The organism is Dactylosporangium vinaceum (assembly GCF_019904175.1).
GTDB classification, from domain to species: Bacteria; Actinomycetota; Actinomycetes; order Mycobacteriales; family Micromonosporaceae; genus Dactylosporangium; species Dactylosporangium vinaceum.
The window spans coordinates 1,629,014-1,644,387 of the sequence record NZ_CP061913.1 but is presented as its reverse complement, the minus strand read 5'-3'; the positions used below and the strand labels follow the sequence as shown (position 1 = coordinate 1,644,387).

Genomic DNA, 15,374 nt, shown 5'->3' with positions numbered 1-15,374 from the left:
CGGTGCCGACATACACGCTGCCCCGCCGCCCGAGCGGCCCCGCCGCGAGCCGCGGGATGCTCATGCCGCGCCGCCGAGGCGGGCGCCCACGACATCGACGTCAAGCGGCAGGACCCGCCAGCCCGGCACCGCGGGCGGGGTCCGGCCGTCGACGCCGAACGCCAGGACGCTCGGCCCGGCCCCGGACACGACGGCGGCCACGCCCTCCCCGCGCAGCCGGGCCACCAGGTCGGCCGTGAACGGCATGCCGTCGGCGCGATAGTCCTGGTGGAGCCGGTCCTCGGTGGCCGCGAACAGCCGGTCCGGATCGCCGGTCAGCGCGTGGACGAGCAGCGCGGCCCGCCCGGCGTTGAACGCGGCGTCGGCGTGCGGGACGGTCTTGGGCAGGGCGGCCCGGGCGGTCTCGGTGAGCCCGCGCTCCTCCGGCACGAACACGACGGGGCGGATCCGCGGGTCGGGCTCGCGGCGTACCGCCGACGCGCCCCGCTCCCCGGTCCAGGCGATCGTGAAGCCACCCAGCAGGCACGGCGCCACGTTGTCGGGGTGACCCTCGATCGCGTCGGCCAGCACCAGCGCCGCGGCGTCGTCCATCCGCGCGGCCCCGTCGGTGACGAGCCCCCGGGCCAGCACGATCCCGGCGACGATCGCGGCCGAGGAGGAGCCGAGGCCGCGGGCCTGGGGGATGCCGTTGCGGCAGCGCAGCGCCAGCCCGGCCGGGCGCTCGCCGAGCACCTCGAAGGCCCGGCGCATGGCCCGCACGACCAGGTGGCTCTCGTCGGACGGCAGGTCACCGGCCCCCTCGCCGCTCACCTCGACGCTCACCCCGCCGCCGGTCACCCGCGCCTCGACGACGTCGTACAGCGTCAGCGCGAGCCCGAGCGCGTCGAAGCCGGGCCCGAGGTTGGCGCTCGTCGCCGGCACGCGCACGACGACGGGAGAGGGCAGGAAGGCCATGCCCGACATCTCACCATGAGGACGGCGGCTCCTAGTCCTCGGGACTGGGGTCCTGCTCGTCCGCACCGTCACCCGCGGCCGCGCCGCCGTCCTCCCGGCCCCGTCTCGGCTCGCGCCCGGCCTGGCGCAGCGCCAGGCGCAGGGCGAACTCGATCTGGGAGTTGACGCTGCGCAGCTCGTCGCCGGCCCACCGCGCGACCGCGTCGTAGACCTGGGGGTCGAGCCGCAGCAGCAGCTTCTTGCGCTCCGGCACGACGTCAGGCGTACAGGGTGCCGGTGTTGACCACGGGCTGGACGTTGCGGTCGCCGCACAGCACGACGAGCAGGTTGGCCACCATCTGCGCCTTGCGCTCCTCGTCCAGCTCGACCACGTTCAGCTCGGCCAGGCGCTCCAGTGCGTTCTGCACCATGCCCACGGCCCCCTCGACAATCTTGAACCGGGCGCCGACGATCGCGCTGGCCTGCTGCCGGGCGAGCATGGCCTGGGCGATCTCGGGCGCGTAGGCCAGGTGGGTGATCCGCGACTCGAGCACCTCGACGCCGGCCAGCGCGATGCGCTCCCCCAGCTCGGTGGTCAGCTCCTCGCTCACGACGTTGCCCTCGCGCAGGCTGGACCGGCCGTCACCGTGCGACTCGTACGGGTAGCTGGTGGCCAGGTGCCGCAGCGCCGCCTCGGACTGCACGGCGACGTAGGAGATGTGGTCGTCGACCCCGAACGACGCCTTGAACGTGTCGACGACCCGCCATACGACCACTGCCGCGATCTCGACCGGGTTGCCGTCGGCGTCGGACACCTTGAGCCGCTCGGTCTCGAAGTTGCGCACCCGCCGCGACAGGCCCCGCTTCTTGCTCAGCGGCACCGTCCAGTGGAAGCCGGCGTCGGCGACCGTGCCCACGTAGCGCCCGAAGAACTGGATGACCCGCGCCTCGTTGGGGTTGACCACGACGAACCCGCTGAGCACGAGGACCGCGGCCAGCACCACCAGCCCGATCGCGCCGGAGGCCGGCCCCTCCTGCAGGCGGGCACCGAGCCCGACGGCCGCGGCGACGAGGGCGAGCAGCACGAGCAGCATCAAGAACCCGTTGATCCGAAACGCCCGTCGCTCCATGGCTACTCCTTGAGGGGCTATCTAAGTGATATCACTACGATAGCCCCGGGCGTCAACCCCGCGAAACTTCCACTTCCGGCGGCCGGCGCAGCGCCACCAGGGCCCACCCGCCGGAGTACAGGAGTGTCACCGCACCGCAGGCGGCGATCAGGACGCGCGGGTCGATGCGGTCGACGAACGCGCCGACGGCCAGCTGGCTCACCGCGACCGAGAGGGTGGCCAGCATGAAGTCCGTGGCGAACACGCGCCCGCGCAGCTCGTCGGGGACCTCGGCCTGCAGGACGTAGTTGGACATCATCCAGTTGCCCCCGGCCGCCAGGTGGGCGAGCACCACGCCGGCCAGCACCAGCGGGAACCAGGTGACCAGGCTGACGCCGAGGTAGGCCAGGCCGTAGAGCGACATCGACACCGCCAGGCCGGGCAGCAGCCACGCCCGGTGCGACAGCGCCCGGCGCAGCACGATCGGGCCGATCAGGGCGCCCAGGCCGCGGGCCGCGAAGAGCAGCCCGGTGCCGAGCGGTCCGGCGCCCAGCAGCGGGGCCAGGAGCGGGAAGACGGTGAGGACGCCGTTGCCCAGGCCGACGGCGGACTTCACGGTGACGAGCGAGGCGATGCGCGGGTGGCGGCGGATGTAGCGCAGCGCCTCCGCGATCGCCGCGAACGCCGGGGCCGGCACGCCGGTGCGCTCGGCCTGCAGGGGGCGGCGGACCCGCCACACCTGGACGGCGGAGAAGAGCAGCAGGGCGGAGGCGAGGGCGAAGCACGGGTATGCGCCGAACGCCTCCGACGCGATGCCGCCCAGCGACGCGCCGATCACCAGCATCGTGCCCCAGGCGGAGCCGGCCAGGGTGTTGGCCGCCGGGAGGTCCTCGGCGTCGACGACGTTGGGCAGGGCGGCCTGGGCGGCCGGGCTGAAGAACGCCTTGGCCACCGCGATCGCCCCCACCGCGACGAGGGCGATCCAGGCCGTCGCCTCCGTGCGGACCAGGAGCAGCAGCAGCGCGCAGGCGGCCATGGCGAGGTCGGCGACGATGAGGATCCGGCGCCTGTCGAAGCGGTCGGCGATGGTGCCGGTGTAGGGCAGCAGCAGCGCCATCAGCCCCTGGTCCGCGGCCAGTGCCAGCCCGCCCCACAGCCCCGAGCCGGTGAGCTGCGGCAGTAGCGTGAGCAGCGGAATCATCACGAACCAGTCGGCCCCGAGGCCGATCAGGTCAGCGGTGAAAAGGCTGCGGAAGTCGCGGTTGCGGGTAAGGACCGAAAGGGCAGGTGGCACGTTCCACACCGTAGTGGATCGCCTGCTGCGTTACGTCGATTGACGCAAGCGCCCCGGGCCGGGCGGCGCATACGGTCACCCCATGTCTGATCTCACGATTGTTCTGGTGCACGGCGCGTTCGCCGAGTCGGCGAGCTGGGCCGGGGTCGTGCCGCCGCTGCGGGCGGCCGGGCACACCGTGGTCGCCGTGGCCAACCCGCTGCGCAGCCTGTCCGGCGACGCGGCGGCGGTGTCGGCCGTGGTCCGGGAGATCTCCGGGCCGGTCCTGCTGGTCGGGCACTCCTACGGCGGCGCGGTCATCAGCAACGCCTCCGGCGACAACGTGCGGGGCCTGGTGTTCGCTGCCGCATTCGCGCCGGCGCAGGGTGAGAGCATCGCCGAGCTCAGCGGCCGCCTCCCGGGCAGCACGCTGGGCGGGACCCTGCACCCGGTGCCGCTGCCGGACGGCAGCACCGACCTGTACATCCGCCAGGAGCTGTTCCCGGCCCAGTTCGCCGCCGACGTGCCCGCGGCGGAGGCGGCGGTGCTCGCGGCGACCCAGCGGCCGCTGCGCGACGTCGCCCTCAACGAGGCATCGGGCCCGCCGTCCTGGCCGTCGCTGCCGTCGTGGTTCGTGTTCCCCGACGCCGACCTGAACATCCCGGTCGCGATGCACCGGGAGATGGCCGCGCGGGCGGGCGCCCGGGACACGGTGGAGCTGGCCGGGGCCTCGCACGCGCTGACCGTCTCGCGCCCGGCCGAGGTGGCCGAGGTGGTACTGAAGGCGGCTGCCGCGGTCGCCTGATGCGTTCTCCGGCCGCACCGCGGACGCGGAAGGCCGGCCCCGGCTACGCCAGGTCGAGGGCCTTCGCCGCCGCCAGCGGGTCGGCGGGGATGGTGGTCGGCGCGGGGGCGGTGGAGATCGCCCACTCGGGGTCCTTGAGGCCGTGGCCGGTGACCGTGCAGACAATCGTCTGGCCCGGGTCGATGCGGCCCTGGGCGGTCGCCTGCAGGAGGCCGGCCACGCTCGCGGCGCTGCCGAGCTCGACGAAGGCGCCGACCGAGCGGGCCAGCAGCCGGTACGCCTGCAGGATGTCCCGGTCGGTCACGGCGTCGATCAGGCCGCCGGACTCGTCGCGGGCGTCGGTCGCCTTGGTCCAGCTGGCCGGGTTGCCGATGCGGATGGCGGTGGCGATGGTGCTGGGCTCGCGCACCACGGCGCCGTTGACGATCGGGGCGGCGCCGGACGCCTGGAAGCCGAACATCCGCGGCTTGCGGGTGGCGTTGCCGGCCGCGTGGTCCTCCTGGTAGCCCATCCAGTACGCGGAGATGTTGCCCGCGTTGCCGACCGGCAGGCAGTGGATGTGCGGGGCGTCGCCGAGGGCCTGGACGATCTCGAACGCGGCGGTCTTCTGGCCCTGCAGCCGGTCGGGGTTCACCGAGTTGACGAGCGACACCGGGTAGTCGAGGGCGAGCTTGCTGGCCAGCGCCAGGCAGTCGTCGAAGTTGCCGCTGACCTGCAGCAGGCGGGCGCCGTGGACGAGGGCCTGGGCCAGCTTGCCCAGAGCGATCTTGCCGGTCGGGACCAGGACGGCGCAGGTGATGCCGGCGCGGGCGGCGTACGCGGCGGCCGACGCCGACGTGTTGCCGGTCGAGGCGCAGATGATCGCCTTGGAGCCCTCCTCGAGGGCCTTGGAGACGGCGACTGTCATGCCGCGGTCCTTGAAGGAGCCGGTGGGGTTGGCCCCCTCGACCTTGAGGTACACGTCGCAGCCGGTCCGTGCGGAGAGCTCCGGCGCCGGCAGGAGCGGCGTGTTGCCCTCGTGCAGCGTCACCACCGGCGTCTGCGCCCCGACCGGCAGGCGGTCCCGGAATTCCTCGATCAACCCACGCCACATGGCGCCTTACTCCCCTTCGACCCGCAGGACGCTGGCAACAGCGCGAACAATGTCCAGAGCCCGCAGCTCGGCGACGGTCGCGGCGAGGGCCCGATCCGGCGCGGCGTGCGTGACGATCACGAGCACGGCCTGGTTGCCGCGGCCCGACTGGTTGACCGTCGCGATGCTGACGCCGTGTTTGGCGAAGACACCCGCGACCGCCGCGAGAACGCCCGCCTTGTCGGAGACGTCCAGGCTGATGTGGTACCGCGTGAGGACGTCCCCGATCGGTGAGACGGGCAGGTCCGCGTAGGCCGACTCGGAGGCGCTGCGCACGCCGGCGAGGCGGTTGCGGGCCACGGCGACGACGTCCCCGAGCACCGCTGACGCCGTCGGGGCACCGCCCGCGCCGCGGCCGTAGAACATGAGCTGGCCGGCCGCCTCGGCCTCGACGAACACCGCGTTGAAGGCGTCGCTGACCCCGGCGAGCGGGTGCGTCCGCGGGATCATCGCGGGGTGGACGCGTACCGACACCGCGCCGTTGGCCTTGGAGGCGATGCAGAGCAGCTTGATGGTGCTGCCCATCGCCTTGGCGCTGGCCACGTCGGCCGCGGTCACCTCGGTGATGCCCTCGCGGTAGACGTCGGCCGACGTGACGCGGCTGTGGAACGCCATCGAGGCCAGGATCGCGGCCTTCGCGGCGGCGTCGAAGCCCTCGACGTCGGCCGTGGGGTCGGCCTCGGCGTAGCCGAGCGCGGTCGCCTCCTCCAGGGCCTCGGCGTAGCCGGCCCCGGTCTCGTCCATCGAGGAGAGGATGAAGTTCGTGGTGCCGTTCACGATGCCGGTCACCCGGGTGATCCGGTCCCCGTGCAGGGATTCGCGCAGGGGGCGCAGCAGCGGGATGGCCCCGGCGACCGACGCCTCGTAGTAGAGGTCCGCGCCGCAGTCGGCGGCCGCCTTGTGCAGGGTGGCGCCGTCCTCGCCGAGCAGTGCCTTGTTGGCGGTCACCACGCTCTTGCCGGCGTGCAGGGCCTCGAGCAGCCAGGTGCGGGCCGGCTCGATGCCGCCGACGACCTCGACCACGATGTCCACGTCGTCGCGCGCGACCAGGCCGAGGGCGTCGGTCGTGAACAGGCCGGGGTCGATCGGCAGCTCACGGGCCCGGCCGAGCCGCCGCACGGCCACGCCCACCAGCTCCAGCGGCGCGCCGATGCGGGCCGTGAGGTCGTGCTCCTGCTCGTGCAGCAGGCGGACCACCTCAGAACCGACGGTCCCGCAGCCCAGCAGCGCTACCTTCACCGATTGCGGCATCTGTCACCCCACGTCCAGTCTCAGCAGATCGTCCACGGTCTCCCGGCGGACGATGACGCGCGAGGCGCCGTCGGCCACCGCCACGACCGGCGGGCGGGGGACGTGGTTGTAGTTGCTCGCCATGCTGCGGCAGTAGGCACCGGTGCCCGGGACCGCAAGAAGATCTCCGGCCTTCACGTCGGCCGGCAGGAATTCATCTTTCACGACGATGTCCCCGGACTCACAATGTTTTCCCACCACGCGGGCGAGAATCGGCGGTTCGGAGGATGCCCGGCCGGCCACCGTGGCCGAGTACGCAGCGTCGTAGAGCGCGGTGCGGATGTTGTCGCTCATGCCGCCGTCGACTGAAACATACGTGCGGATGCCGTCGACGTCCTTGACCGTGCCGACCTCGTAGAGGGTGAACATGGACGGGCCGACGATCGCCCGGCCGGGCTCGACCGACAGGTGCGGGACGCTCAGGTGCAGCGCGGCGCACTCCTGCTTGACGATCCGCAGCAGGTCGCCGGCGAGCTCCTGCGGGTCGGCCGGCTCGTCCTGGGTCGTGTACGCGATGCCGAAGCCGCCGCCGAGGTCGAGCTCGGGCAGCTCCCGGCCGTGCCGCTCGGCGATCTCGGCGTGCAGCTTCAGCAGGCGGCGGGCGGCGACCTCGAACCCGGCCGCGTCGAAGATCTGCGAGCCGATGTGCGAGTGCAGGCCGCGCAGGTCCAGGACGCCGTCGGCCAGGATTCGCTGCACCGCTTCCGCCGCGGCGCCGCCGGAGAGCGAGAAGCCGAACTTCTGGTCCTCGTGGGCGGTGGCGATGAACTCGTGGGTGTGCGCCTCCACGCCGACAGTCACCCGGACCATGACGCTCGGCCGCTTCCCGGTTTCCCGGGCGATCCGCGTGAGTCGCTCGATCTCGTCGAACGAGTCGACGATGATGCGCCCGACGCCGTGCTCGACCGCGGCGGTGAGCTCCTCGGCCGACTTGTTGTTGCCGTGCAGGCCGATGCGCTGCGGTGGCATGCCGCCCCTGATGGCGATCGCGAGCTCACCACCGGTACAGACGTCGAGGCTCAGTCCTTCTTCGACCAGAATCTTGACGACCGCTGTGGCGATGAAGGCCTTGCCCGCGTAATAGACCTCGGCCCCGCCGAAGGCCGCCTTGAACGTGCGGCAGCGCCGGCGGAAGTCCTCCTCGTCGAAGACGTAGGCGGGAGTGCCGTGGTCCCGGGCGATGGCGTGCACGTCGACGCCGCCGACCTCGAGCGCTCCGTGCTGCGACCTTCTGACGGTGGAGGGCCACAGGATCGGGACCAATGCGTTGACGTCGGCCGGCGTCCGCAGCCAGGACGGGCCGTTGGAGCCGAGGTCCGCGTGGAGCGCCCCAGCCTCGTGTGCGCGCATGATCGTTTCCCTTACATCGACTCGGGCGCCGAGACGCCGAGCAGGTCCAGGCCGTTGACGATGACCTGCCGGGTGGCGTCGTTGAGCCACAGCCGGGCCCGGTGCGTCTCCGTGAACTCCTCGTCGCCGAGCTTCGGCAGCACGTGGCAGTTGTCGTAGAACCGGTGGTACGCGCCGGCCAGGTCCTCCAGGTAGCGGGCGACACGGTGCGGTTCGCGCAGTTCCGCCGCGGTGGCGACGACACCCGGGAAGTCTCCGAGCGCCTTCAGAAGATCCAGTTCCTTCTCGTGTACCAGCAGAGCCGCGTCGTACGCCTCGGAGCGCTCGAAGCCCTTGTCGGCCGCGTTCCGCGCGATGGAGGAGATCCGGGCGCCGACGTACTGCACGTAGAACACCGGGTTGTCGTTCTTCTGCCGGGTGATGACGTCGATGTCGAGCGTCAGGGGTGAGTCGGTGGAGGAGCGGGCGAGGGAGTAGCGGGCCGCGTCCACGCCGACGGCGTCGAGGAGCTCGTCGAGGGTGATGAGCGTGCCGGCCCGCTTGCTGAGCCGCACCGGCTCGCCGCCGCGCAGGAGGCTTACCAGCTGGCCGATGAGCACCTCGATGTTGCGCTGCGGGTCGTCCCCGGCGCAGGCGGCGATCGCCTTGAGCCGGCCGATGTATCCGTGGTGGTCGGCGCCGAGCATGTAGATGCAGCGCTCGAAGCCGCGCTCGCGCTTGTTGATGTAGTACGCGGCGTCGGCGGCGAAGTAGGTCTTCTCGCCGTTGGAGCGGATCAGCACCCGGTCCTTGTCGTCGCCGAAGTCGGTGGTGCGCAGCCAGACGGCGCCGTCCTGCTCGAAGACGTGGCCCTGCTTGCGCAGCTCGTCGAGGGCGTGCTCGACGGCGCCACCCGCGTGCAGGGTCTGCTCGGAGAACCAGACGTCGAAGTGGACGCCGAAGCGCTCGAGGCTGTCCTGCATCTCCTTGAGCATGGCCTTGTAGCCCTCGCTCAGGAACCTGTCCTTCTGCTCGCTCTCCGGCCGGTCCAGAATGCCGGGATTCGCGGCGACTACGGCTTTCGCGACATCTTGGACGTACTCGCCGGGATAGCCGTCCGGCGGGGTCGGCTGGTTGTGCGCGGCGGCCATCACCGACTCGCCGAACCGGTTCATCTGCACGCCGGCGTCGTTGATGTAGTGCTCGCGGGTCACGTCGGCGCCCGCCGCGGAGAGGATGCGGCCCAGCGCGTCGCCCACGGCCGCCCAGCGGGTGTGGCCGAGGTGGACGGGGCCGGTGGGGTTCGCCGAGACGAACTCCAGGTTGATCTTCTCCTTGGCCAGGGTCTCGCTGCGGCCGTACTGCCGGCCGGCCCGCAGGATCAGCCCGGCGAGCTCGCCCACGGCCCCGGCCGCGAGCCGGATGTTCAGAAAGCCCGGCCCGGCGATCTCCACGCTCGCGATCCCGGGAGTTTCCTGCAAGTTTTTCGCGACCGCGGCGGCCAGATCACGCGGATTCAGGCCGACCTTCTTGCCCAGTTGCAGGGCGATATTGGACGCATAGTCACCATGCTCCGGGTTTCTGGGTCGTTCCACGCTGGTCGTCGCCGGGAGCGCTGACACATCGAGGTCACGCTCAGTGATGGCCGCCCGGGCGGCGGCGAGGACTGCTACGGCGAGTTCAGCGGGAGTCACCGACAAATGCTATCGGGGGTAGACTCCGGTACTTGGCGGCGGCCCGTTGTGCTGGTCACAATGCGGGACGGCGGGGTCTCATTTCGGGGCCGCTCCCTCCTGGGAGTTGCTTCCGGCTGCGACCCGCTGGAGCAGTACCTGCCGCGACCCCCGACCGTTGACCAGACGAGGCCCGATGAGCGAGCACAACGCTGAGCGTTGCGAGGCGACGAGATGAGCATGAGCACCCAGCACAGTGGCGGCAACCGTAAGCCGTCCACCAAGGCTGTCTCCGGCGCGAAGCCGAAGCAGGGCGGCGACGAGGACCCCGTGGAGGACGCCGACCTCCTGGAGGACTCCTCCGTCGAGGACGTCGACTCCTCGGTCGAGGACGACGACGCCGCCGAGGCTCCGGTCAGGACCGCGAAGCCCAAGGCGAATCCCCGTAAGTCAGCCCCGGCTCGCAAGACCACGACCGCCGGCAAGCGGCCCGCCACCGCCACCCGCCCGGCCGTCAAGAAGATCGCCCCGGTCAAGGTCAAGCAGGGCGTCTCCTGGGGCCCGATCGCCCTGTTCGCCACGGTCGGCGTGCTGGCCCTGGGGATCGTGGGCTTCGCGGGCTACCAGGTCTACGAGAACGGCCTGGGCTGGCACGACCGCGCGGACCAGATCAGCGGCATCCAGGACTACTACAAGATCGACAAGGCGATGGTCGGCCAGCGCGAGCACGTGTGGGGCCCGCAGACCTATAAGGTCAACCCCCCGGTCGCCGGCAACCACAACGCCAACTGGCAGCGCTGCCTGGGCGACGTCTACACCGCCCCGATCGCCAGCGAGCACGCCCTGCACTCCATGGAGCACGGCGCCGTCTGGATCACGTACAACCCGAGCCTCCCCGCCGACCAGGTGGAGAAGCTGGCCAAGCGGGTCCGCGGCAACGACTACATGCTGATGAGCCCGTTCGAGAAGCTGGACAAGCCCATCTCCCTCCAGGCGTGGGGCTTCCAGCTCAAGGTCGACAACGCCGATGACAGCCGCATCGACGAGTTCATCAAGGCGCTGCGCCAGAACGCCAGCCTCGAGGCCGGCACCCCCTGCTCCAGCGGCGACATCATCACCGAGACCGGTACCACGCCGCGAGACCTGGGCAAGGACGGCTCGGCAACCGAGATGGGCGGGGGCAACTAGCCCCGTGTTCGCGCAACTTTCACGGCGGGCACGCCTCACCATGGGCGTGCTCGCCGCCGTCCTCCTCCTCGTCACCGGCGTGGCGATCGGCTACCTGATCCCCACGCTGAACCGCCCGGGCGACGACTCGATCGACGCCGGCTTCGCCCGCGACATGAGCGTCCACCACGCACAGGCGGTGGAGATGGGCATGTTCGCGTACCGCCTGGGCACCACCGACGACATCCGCACCCTGGGCTACGACATCGCCGCGAGCCAGCAGTGGCAGATCGGGCAGATGCAGACCTGGCTGACGCAGTGGCACCTGTCCCCCTCGTCCTCCAACCACCCCATGGCCTGGATGCCCGCGGGCATGAACACCCTGCAGTCCGACGGCCGCATGCCCGGCATGGCCTCCGCCGACGAGCTCAAGAGACTCAAGTCGTCGACGGGCAAGGACTTCGACATCCTGTGGTGCCAGCTCATGCTCCGCCACCACCTGGGCGGTATCCACATGGCCGAGATCGCCGCGAAGGACGCCGAGGACCAGGAAGTCCGCGACGCCGCCGAGAAGATCCGCGTCTCCCAGTCCTACGACATCTCCCAGCTGACCGAAAAACTGACCGACCTGGGCGCGAAGCCGATTTAATGGCTCGCAGGCTCGCGGCGGGGGAGGCTTCGCCTCCACCCGCACCCCCTCATGAGCTGCGCCTTGGGCTCAGGCCCAATTGGGTCGGCCTCCTTGCGCCTCGCCCGGGCGGTTCCCGCCCGGGCCTCTGCTGACCATCGCGCACCTGGTCTGACCTGGTTCTGGCACCTCTTATGGGCGCATCTCGGCAGCCACAGACGCCACAGGGGAACCAGTGCGCGGGGCGGCGGGGGGTTCTGCTAGTCTTTGCGTGGCCGTACGAGAGGCCCCCGTAGCTCAGGGGATAGAGCACCGCCCTCCGGAGGCGGGGGCGCAGGTTCGAATCCTGCCGGGGGCACCAGCCAAAACAAGCCCTTGACCAGCGTGAACGCGGTCAGGGGCTTCTTTGTAGCGTCTGGCCGTCGCCCGCCCCCAATGGCCTTGATCGGCTATCCGTTCCCCACCTGGTCCCATGTTGGGGTCAGGTACGCGCCCGCGTTGTCGCACCACGCCGCGCCGTCCTGGCAGTGCCAACTGCGGCAGACCTGTATGGCCCATCAAGCCAGGCCAACAGCGACTCGCTTCTCACACGCCAGTGTTCACCAATACGGTTACCGGGAAGCAGCCCATCCTCGATCGCTTTGGTCACTTGATCCGGGTCCACGCGAAGCAACTCAGCGACTTCTTCAAGTGTCATCACGTCGGGCAGCCTTCCGCCGACCACACCGCTCGACGGCGCCACCATCGCAGTATTAGCTCCCGTCGGCGGGCTTTCGGCCATGGTGGAAGCCTCAACGGCGAGCGGCCGACGGGTTTGCCCGCCCGGTCGGCGACGCACCATAAGCAATACCGAGATGACAGTCAGGACCCAAACCCCTAACACCAGTCGCGTGTCGGGGTAGACGACCGCCATGGCGACCAGAGAGCCCACCACGAGGAACCCGATCAACCAGGGAGAGAGGCGACCTCGCGGGGATTGGCTGCCGTCGTCGAGTGGCATGAGTCTCATCCTGCACGGCGGCCTCGCGGGGACCACGTAGCGACACGCGTCAGTATCGACAACACGACCGGGTCATCCGATTACATTCCGGCGACGTCGCGCCTACCATGACGGTACCCAGCGGAGGGATTCGCCATGGCGCTGCGCCGGTTTCAGCGGCCTCAGTTGCAACTCTTTCTTTTGATCATTGCCCTTGGGATGACCGTACGGATCTGGGACGATGATCCCAGTACATCCAATGGCGACGGTGTGCCTTGGAACTCCTTCACCTGCCCTCGCTGTCATCGCCACGCATGGGCCTCTAGCGGCAAGCTTTCTTGTCGTACCGGCCACACGCCAACGCCAATGGCACTCGCAGATTTAATTGATCCGAACAACTCGCCCGACATCGACGTCTTCATCCCGTAGCGGAAAATTTATGCCTACTGACCTTTTATCAATTCGCATCGGCACAAGGATAATTATAGTTACACTCGTACCAAATTTGATCTTCGCCGGGATTGTAGGCTTACCCATTGCGGCCGGAGCACCGGGTCAGCGACCCTCTCTACACATTCTTGAGGCTAACATCGGCGGCCTATCTCTAAGCGGCATGGCATTAGTGATAGCAAGTATTGGAGCTTTCTCAATAGCCACCTATCCACTGAACTACGCAATGGTTCAAATGATTGAAGGTTACTGGCTTAGTCTTCCATTCATGGATGGCATTCGTGAGGCCGCAATACACAACGAGCGGCTGCGGCGCCAACACTTCGAGTGGCTGCTCATTCATGGGTTGCGCAAAGGCGTCCCAGCACCGACGATTGAAGCAGCATACGAGCAAATCCGATGGATTCCAGGAGACCCACGGTTAGTACTCCCCACCGCATTTGGCAACACAATGAGATCTGGCGAAGACCGCGCGGGCCAGCGTTACGGGATGAACACCAAAGCCGTCTGGGCACGACTTGTTCGGGTTCTACCAGAGGCCGACCGATCCCAGGTGGCGGATCTTCGCAACCAGATGGATGCGTCTCTGCGCATGGCAGCCCTTGGACTTGCCGCGGTCCCCATTACCATTGGCCTCCTAATAAGCTACGATTACTGGCTCTTCGTTCCCGTGGCATGCTACATATTTGCGTGGCTATCGTATAAGTCCGCAGTCGCCGGCGCTCGTCGTTTTTGTATATCTCTCGCAGTGATGTTCGATCTTCATCATTTAAAAGTATGGGATAGCCTCTCCCTTCCCCGTCCTGCCAATCTTGCCGATGAACAGATCCGCGGCAAGCTTCTATCCCTTCTGCTCACCGACGGCACACTCGACGAAGAATCTGTGGCGAGCTTTTCGTTTACTCCGGTTATCGATGCTCCACCCGCGACCAACGGGACATCAGCGCCTAGTAACACTGCCAGAAAATGAAACTCTATTTCGACTCAACCATAGTGGCCCGATATTATCCACCGAGTGCCATCTCGATCCGTTGACGCAGCTGCGCTGCCCCGCCGTCGAGGCACTTGGCATAGATCCGCAGAACCTCGACGGATTGCCCCCGCCCACTCGGCTGCCTGCGTCGCTGGTACTCCACCGTTGAGCCAGGTTGAGACAGCCGCATGGCGCAAGTCGTAAGGTCGCTCCGCCAGCGCCGACGAGACAACGTCCTGTGCAAAGATGTTTATGCGAGCACGCTTCTACACGCGCACGATCGTAGGCTTTGGCATCTCGTTGCCGTTGCACTCCCCGGTGAAGATACGACCTTCAGGTCCGACGCTGAACTCGCGGATATGGGCATGGATTATTTGCTGTCAGCTCCGGAGGCACGGCACGGCACGGGACGGCTTTCGCCGATCTCGCGCTGCGTGAGCCGGCGGCGATCGCGGTTCTCGGCTGTCGGTCCACTCATTGCCCGCGTAGGGCTCCGCGCCGTCGAGACGGGGGCGCAGGTTCGAATCCGGCCCGGAAGCATCATCTCTGACCAGCCAAAACGAAGCCTTGAACCGGCAGTGATGCGGCCCAGGGCTTGTTGTTTGCAGGACGAGGGCCTCGCGCGAACGGACCGTCTTGGAACATCAACCGGTACGCGGCCGAGTCTGCGCAGCAAATGAGTGCGGTCGCCGCGATAACCGCGCAGACGAGCAGGACGACTTTGCGGCCTCCTGCACACTTAACTCCTTCGCCGTTGGTCGGTGGAATATGCCGCGCCCAAACATCGCCGTACCCGCTCGGAAACGCCGTGAGTACCAGAAGCGTGGCTCCAGTGGTGCGGGTTTGGTGTTAGTCGGGGTCGGTTTTCAGCATTCGGGTCAGTGCTCGTAGACCTTTGATCAGATCCTGGTGGTCGCTGATGCCGTCGACTGCTTCGTCGATTCGGCGGATCATGCGGTCGATTGAGGTTCGTAGGGCGTCGTCGCGTTGGCGGGCGGCGGTGCGGTCGGTGTCGGCGGTTGTGTGGGCTTCTTGGGCCTGTTGTTGCAGGGCGGTTACCTGGTCCTGGAGTTGTTTGACGGCCTGGCGCAGGGTGACTACGTCCTCGCGGGGGTGGGTTACCTCGCGGGTCATGGCTGCTATGCGGTGGCGTAGGCGGGCGAAGTATGCGGCGGCCGGGCGGAGCAGGATGGTCAGGAGGTAGAAGCCGGCCACGTAGTAGCCGACTACCCGCCCGGTCACCGCGCCGGCTACGGCGGCGATGGTCGCTGTGGTGATGTGGCCGCCGATGGCGAAGAGCAGCATTCGTGCGGCGATGCGGCGGGCCTCGGACTCGTGGCCTTCCTTCACGGCGATGCCGCGCTCGCGGGAGATCGCGATGTCGGCGACGACCTGCCGGGCGCCGAAGTACAGGTTCCAGGGGCCGGACACGAGAATCACGGTCCACGTCAGGGCGCCGAATGCGGCGGCCACCGTCCAGAGCAGTTCCATGGAGACGCCGGCCAGCTTGCCCAGCCAGGCGAACAACAACACCATCGCGGCGCCGACGACCACGACCGACCACCATTTGGTCCCACGCATGTCATACAGGGTCCTGTACGGGCGCCACCCGGGCATCCGCGCTTGTACTCAT

General features: G+C 68.9%; 15 protein-coding genes and 1 tRNA gene. 6 read left to right on the top strand and 10 right to left on the bottom strand.

Translation table 11 applies throughout. The features are described from left to right. Positions 1-60: 60 nt before the first annotated feature. The 4 genes from thrB to Dvina_RS07160 are packed head-to-tail and all read right to left on the bottom strand — an operon-like array spanning position 61 to position 3,336. Positions 61-954 carry a homoserine kinase gene (gene thrB, locus Dvina_RS07175; RefSeq protein WP_223101559.1) on the bottom strand — a complete coding sequence of 298 codons (894 nt, stop codon included), beginning with the start codon at positions 952-954 and terminating at the stop codon, positions 61-63. 31 nt (positions 955-985) lie between these two features. Beyond that, complete coding sequence (locus Dvina_RS07170; protein ID WP_223106266.1) at positions 986-1,207, bottom strand: type II toxin-antitoxin system antitoxin; 222 nt, start codon at positions 1,205-1,207, stop codon at positions 986-988. A gap of 4 nt (positions 1,208-1,211) precedes the next feature. Continuing rightward, positions 1,212-2,063 (bottom strand): SPFH domain-containing protein, encoded by an 852-nt coding sequence (locus Dvina_RS07165; protein ID WP_223101558.1) that lies wholly within the window; start codon positions 2,061-2,063, stop codon positions 1,212-1,214. Positions 2,064-2,115: 52 nt separating this feature from the next. Beyond that, positions 2,116-3,336 carry an MFS transporter gene (locus tag Dvina_RS07160; RefSeq protein WP_223101557.1) on the bottom strand — a complete coding sequence of 407 codons (1,221 nt, stop codon included), beginning with the start codon at positions 3,334-3,336 and terminating at the stop codon, positions 2,116-2,118. An 82-nt stretch (positions 3,337-3,418) separates the two neighbouring features. Between Dvina_RS07160 and Dvina_RS07155 the strand changes: the two genes are divergently transcribed. Next, positions 3,419-4,120, top strand: a complete 702-nt coding sequence (locus tag Dvina_RS07155; protein WP_223101556.1) for an alpha/beta fold hydrolase — start codon at positions 3,419-3,421, stop codon at positions 4,118-4,120. Positions 4,121-4,163: 43 nt separating this feature from the next. Here the strand turns inward: Dvina_RS07155 and thrC are convergent, their stop codons facing one another. From thrC to argS, 4 genes are read right to left on the bottom strand one after another with little or no spacing between them, the layout of a single operon-like run. Then, complete coding sequence (gene thrC, locus Dvina_RS07150; RefSeq protein ID WP_223101555.1) at positions 4,164-5,213, bottom strand: threonine synthase; 1,050 nt, start codon at positions 5,211-5,213, stop codon at positions 4,164-4,166. A gap of 6 nt (positions 5,214-5,219) precedes the next feature. Continuing rightward, entirely contained in the window at positions 5,220-6,491 is a 1,272-nt protein-coding gene (locus Dvina_RS07145; RefSeq protein WP_223105377.1) for a homoserine dehydrogenase, read from the bottom strand. Between the two features lie 15 nt (positions 6,492-6,506). Continuing rightward, positions 6,507-7,892: a diaminopimelate decarboxylase gene (lysA, locus tag Dvina_RS07140; protein WP_223101554.1), complete on the bottom strand. Its 1,386-nt coding sequence runs from the start codon at positions 7,890-7,892 to the stop codon at positions 6,507-6,509. Between the two features lie 11 nt (positions 7,893-7,903). Continuing rightward, entirely contained in the window at positions 7,904-9,565 is a 1,662-nt protein-coding gene (gene argS / locus Dvina_RS07135; RefSeq protein WP_223101553.1) for an arginine--tRNA ligase, read from the bottom strand. A gap of 219 nt (positions 9,566-9,784) precedes the next feature. Between argS and Dvina_RS07130 the strand changes: the two genes are divergently transcribed. The 3 genes from Dvina_RS07130 (at position 9,785) to Dvina_RS07120 (ending at position 11,700) form a co-directional block, all read left to right on the top strand. Further along, entirely contained in the window at positions 9,785-10,732 is a 948-nt protein-coding gene (locus Dvina_RS07130) for a thioredoxin-like domain-containing protein (RefSeq protein WP_223101552.1), read from the top strand. Positions 10,733-10,772: 40 nt separating this feature from the next. Next, a complete protein-coding gene (locus Dvina_RS07125; protein WP_223101551.1) occupies positions 10,773-11,360 on the top strand; it encodes a DUF305 domain-containing protein in 588 nt (195 codons plus the stop codon). A 265-nt stretch (positions 11,361-11,625) separates the two neighbouring features. After that, positions 11,626-11,700: transfer RNA gene (locus tag Dvina_RS07120), tRNA-Arg, on the top strand. A 120-nt stretch (positions 11,701-11,820) separates the two neighbouring features. Here Dvina_RS07120 and Dvina_RS07115 read toward each other — a convergent pair. Continuing rightward, entirely contained in the window at positions 11,821-12,339 is a 519-nt protein-coding gene (locus Dvina_RS07115; protein WP_223101550.1) for a helix-turn-helix domain-containing protein, read from the bottom strand. Between the two features lie 135 nt (positions 12,340-12,474). On the opposite strand from Dvina_RS07115, the gene Dvina_RS07110 reads away from it, so the two are divergent. Then, positions 12,475-12,747: a hypothetical protein gene (locus Dvina_RS07110; protein ID WP_223101549.1), complete on the top strand. Its 273-nt coding sequence runs from the start codon at positions 12,475-12,477 to the stop codon at positions 12,745-12,747. 76 nt (positions 12,748-12,823) lie between these two features. After that, the gene (locus tag Dvina_RS07105; protein ID WP_223101548.1) at positions 12,824-13,738 is read left to right on the top strand and encodes a hypothetical protein; all 915 of its coding nucleotides are present in this window, start codon (positions 12,824-12,826) and stop codon (positions 13,736-13,738) included. 852 nt (positions 13,739-14,590) lie between these two features. Here the strand turns inward: Dvina_RS07105 and Dvina_RS07100 are convergent. Next, positions 14,591-15,295: a coiled-coil domain-containing protein gene (locus tag Dvina_RS07100; protein WP_223101547.1), complete on the bottom strand. Its 705-nt coding sequence runs from the start codon at positions 15,293-15,295 to the stop codon at positions 14,591-14,593. Between the last annotated feature and the right edge of the window lie 79 nt (positions 15,296-15,374).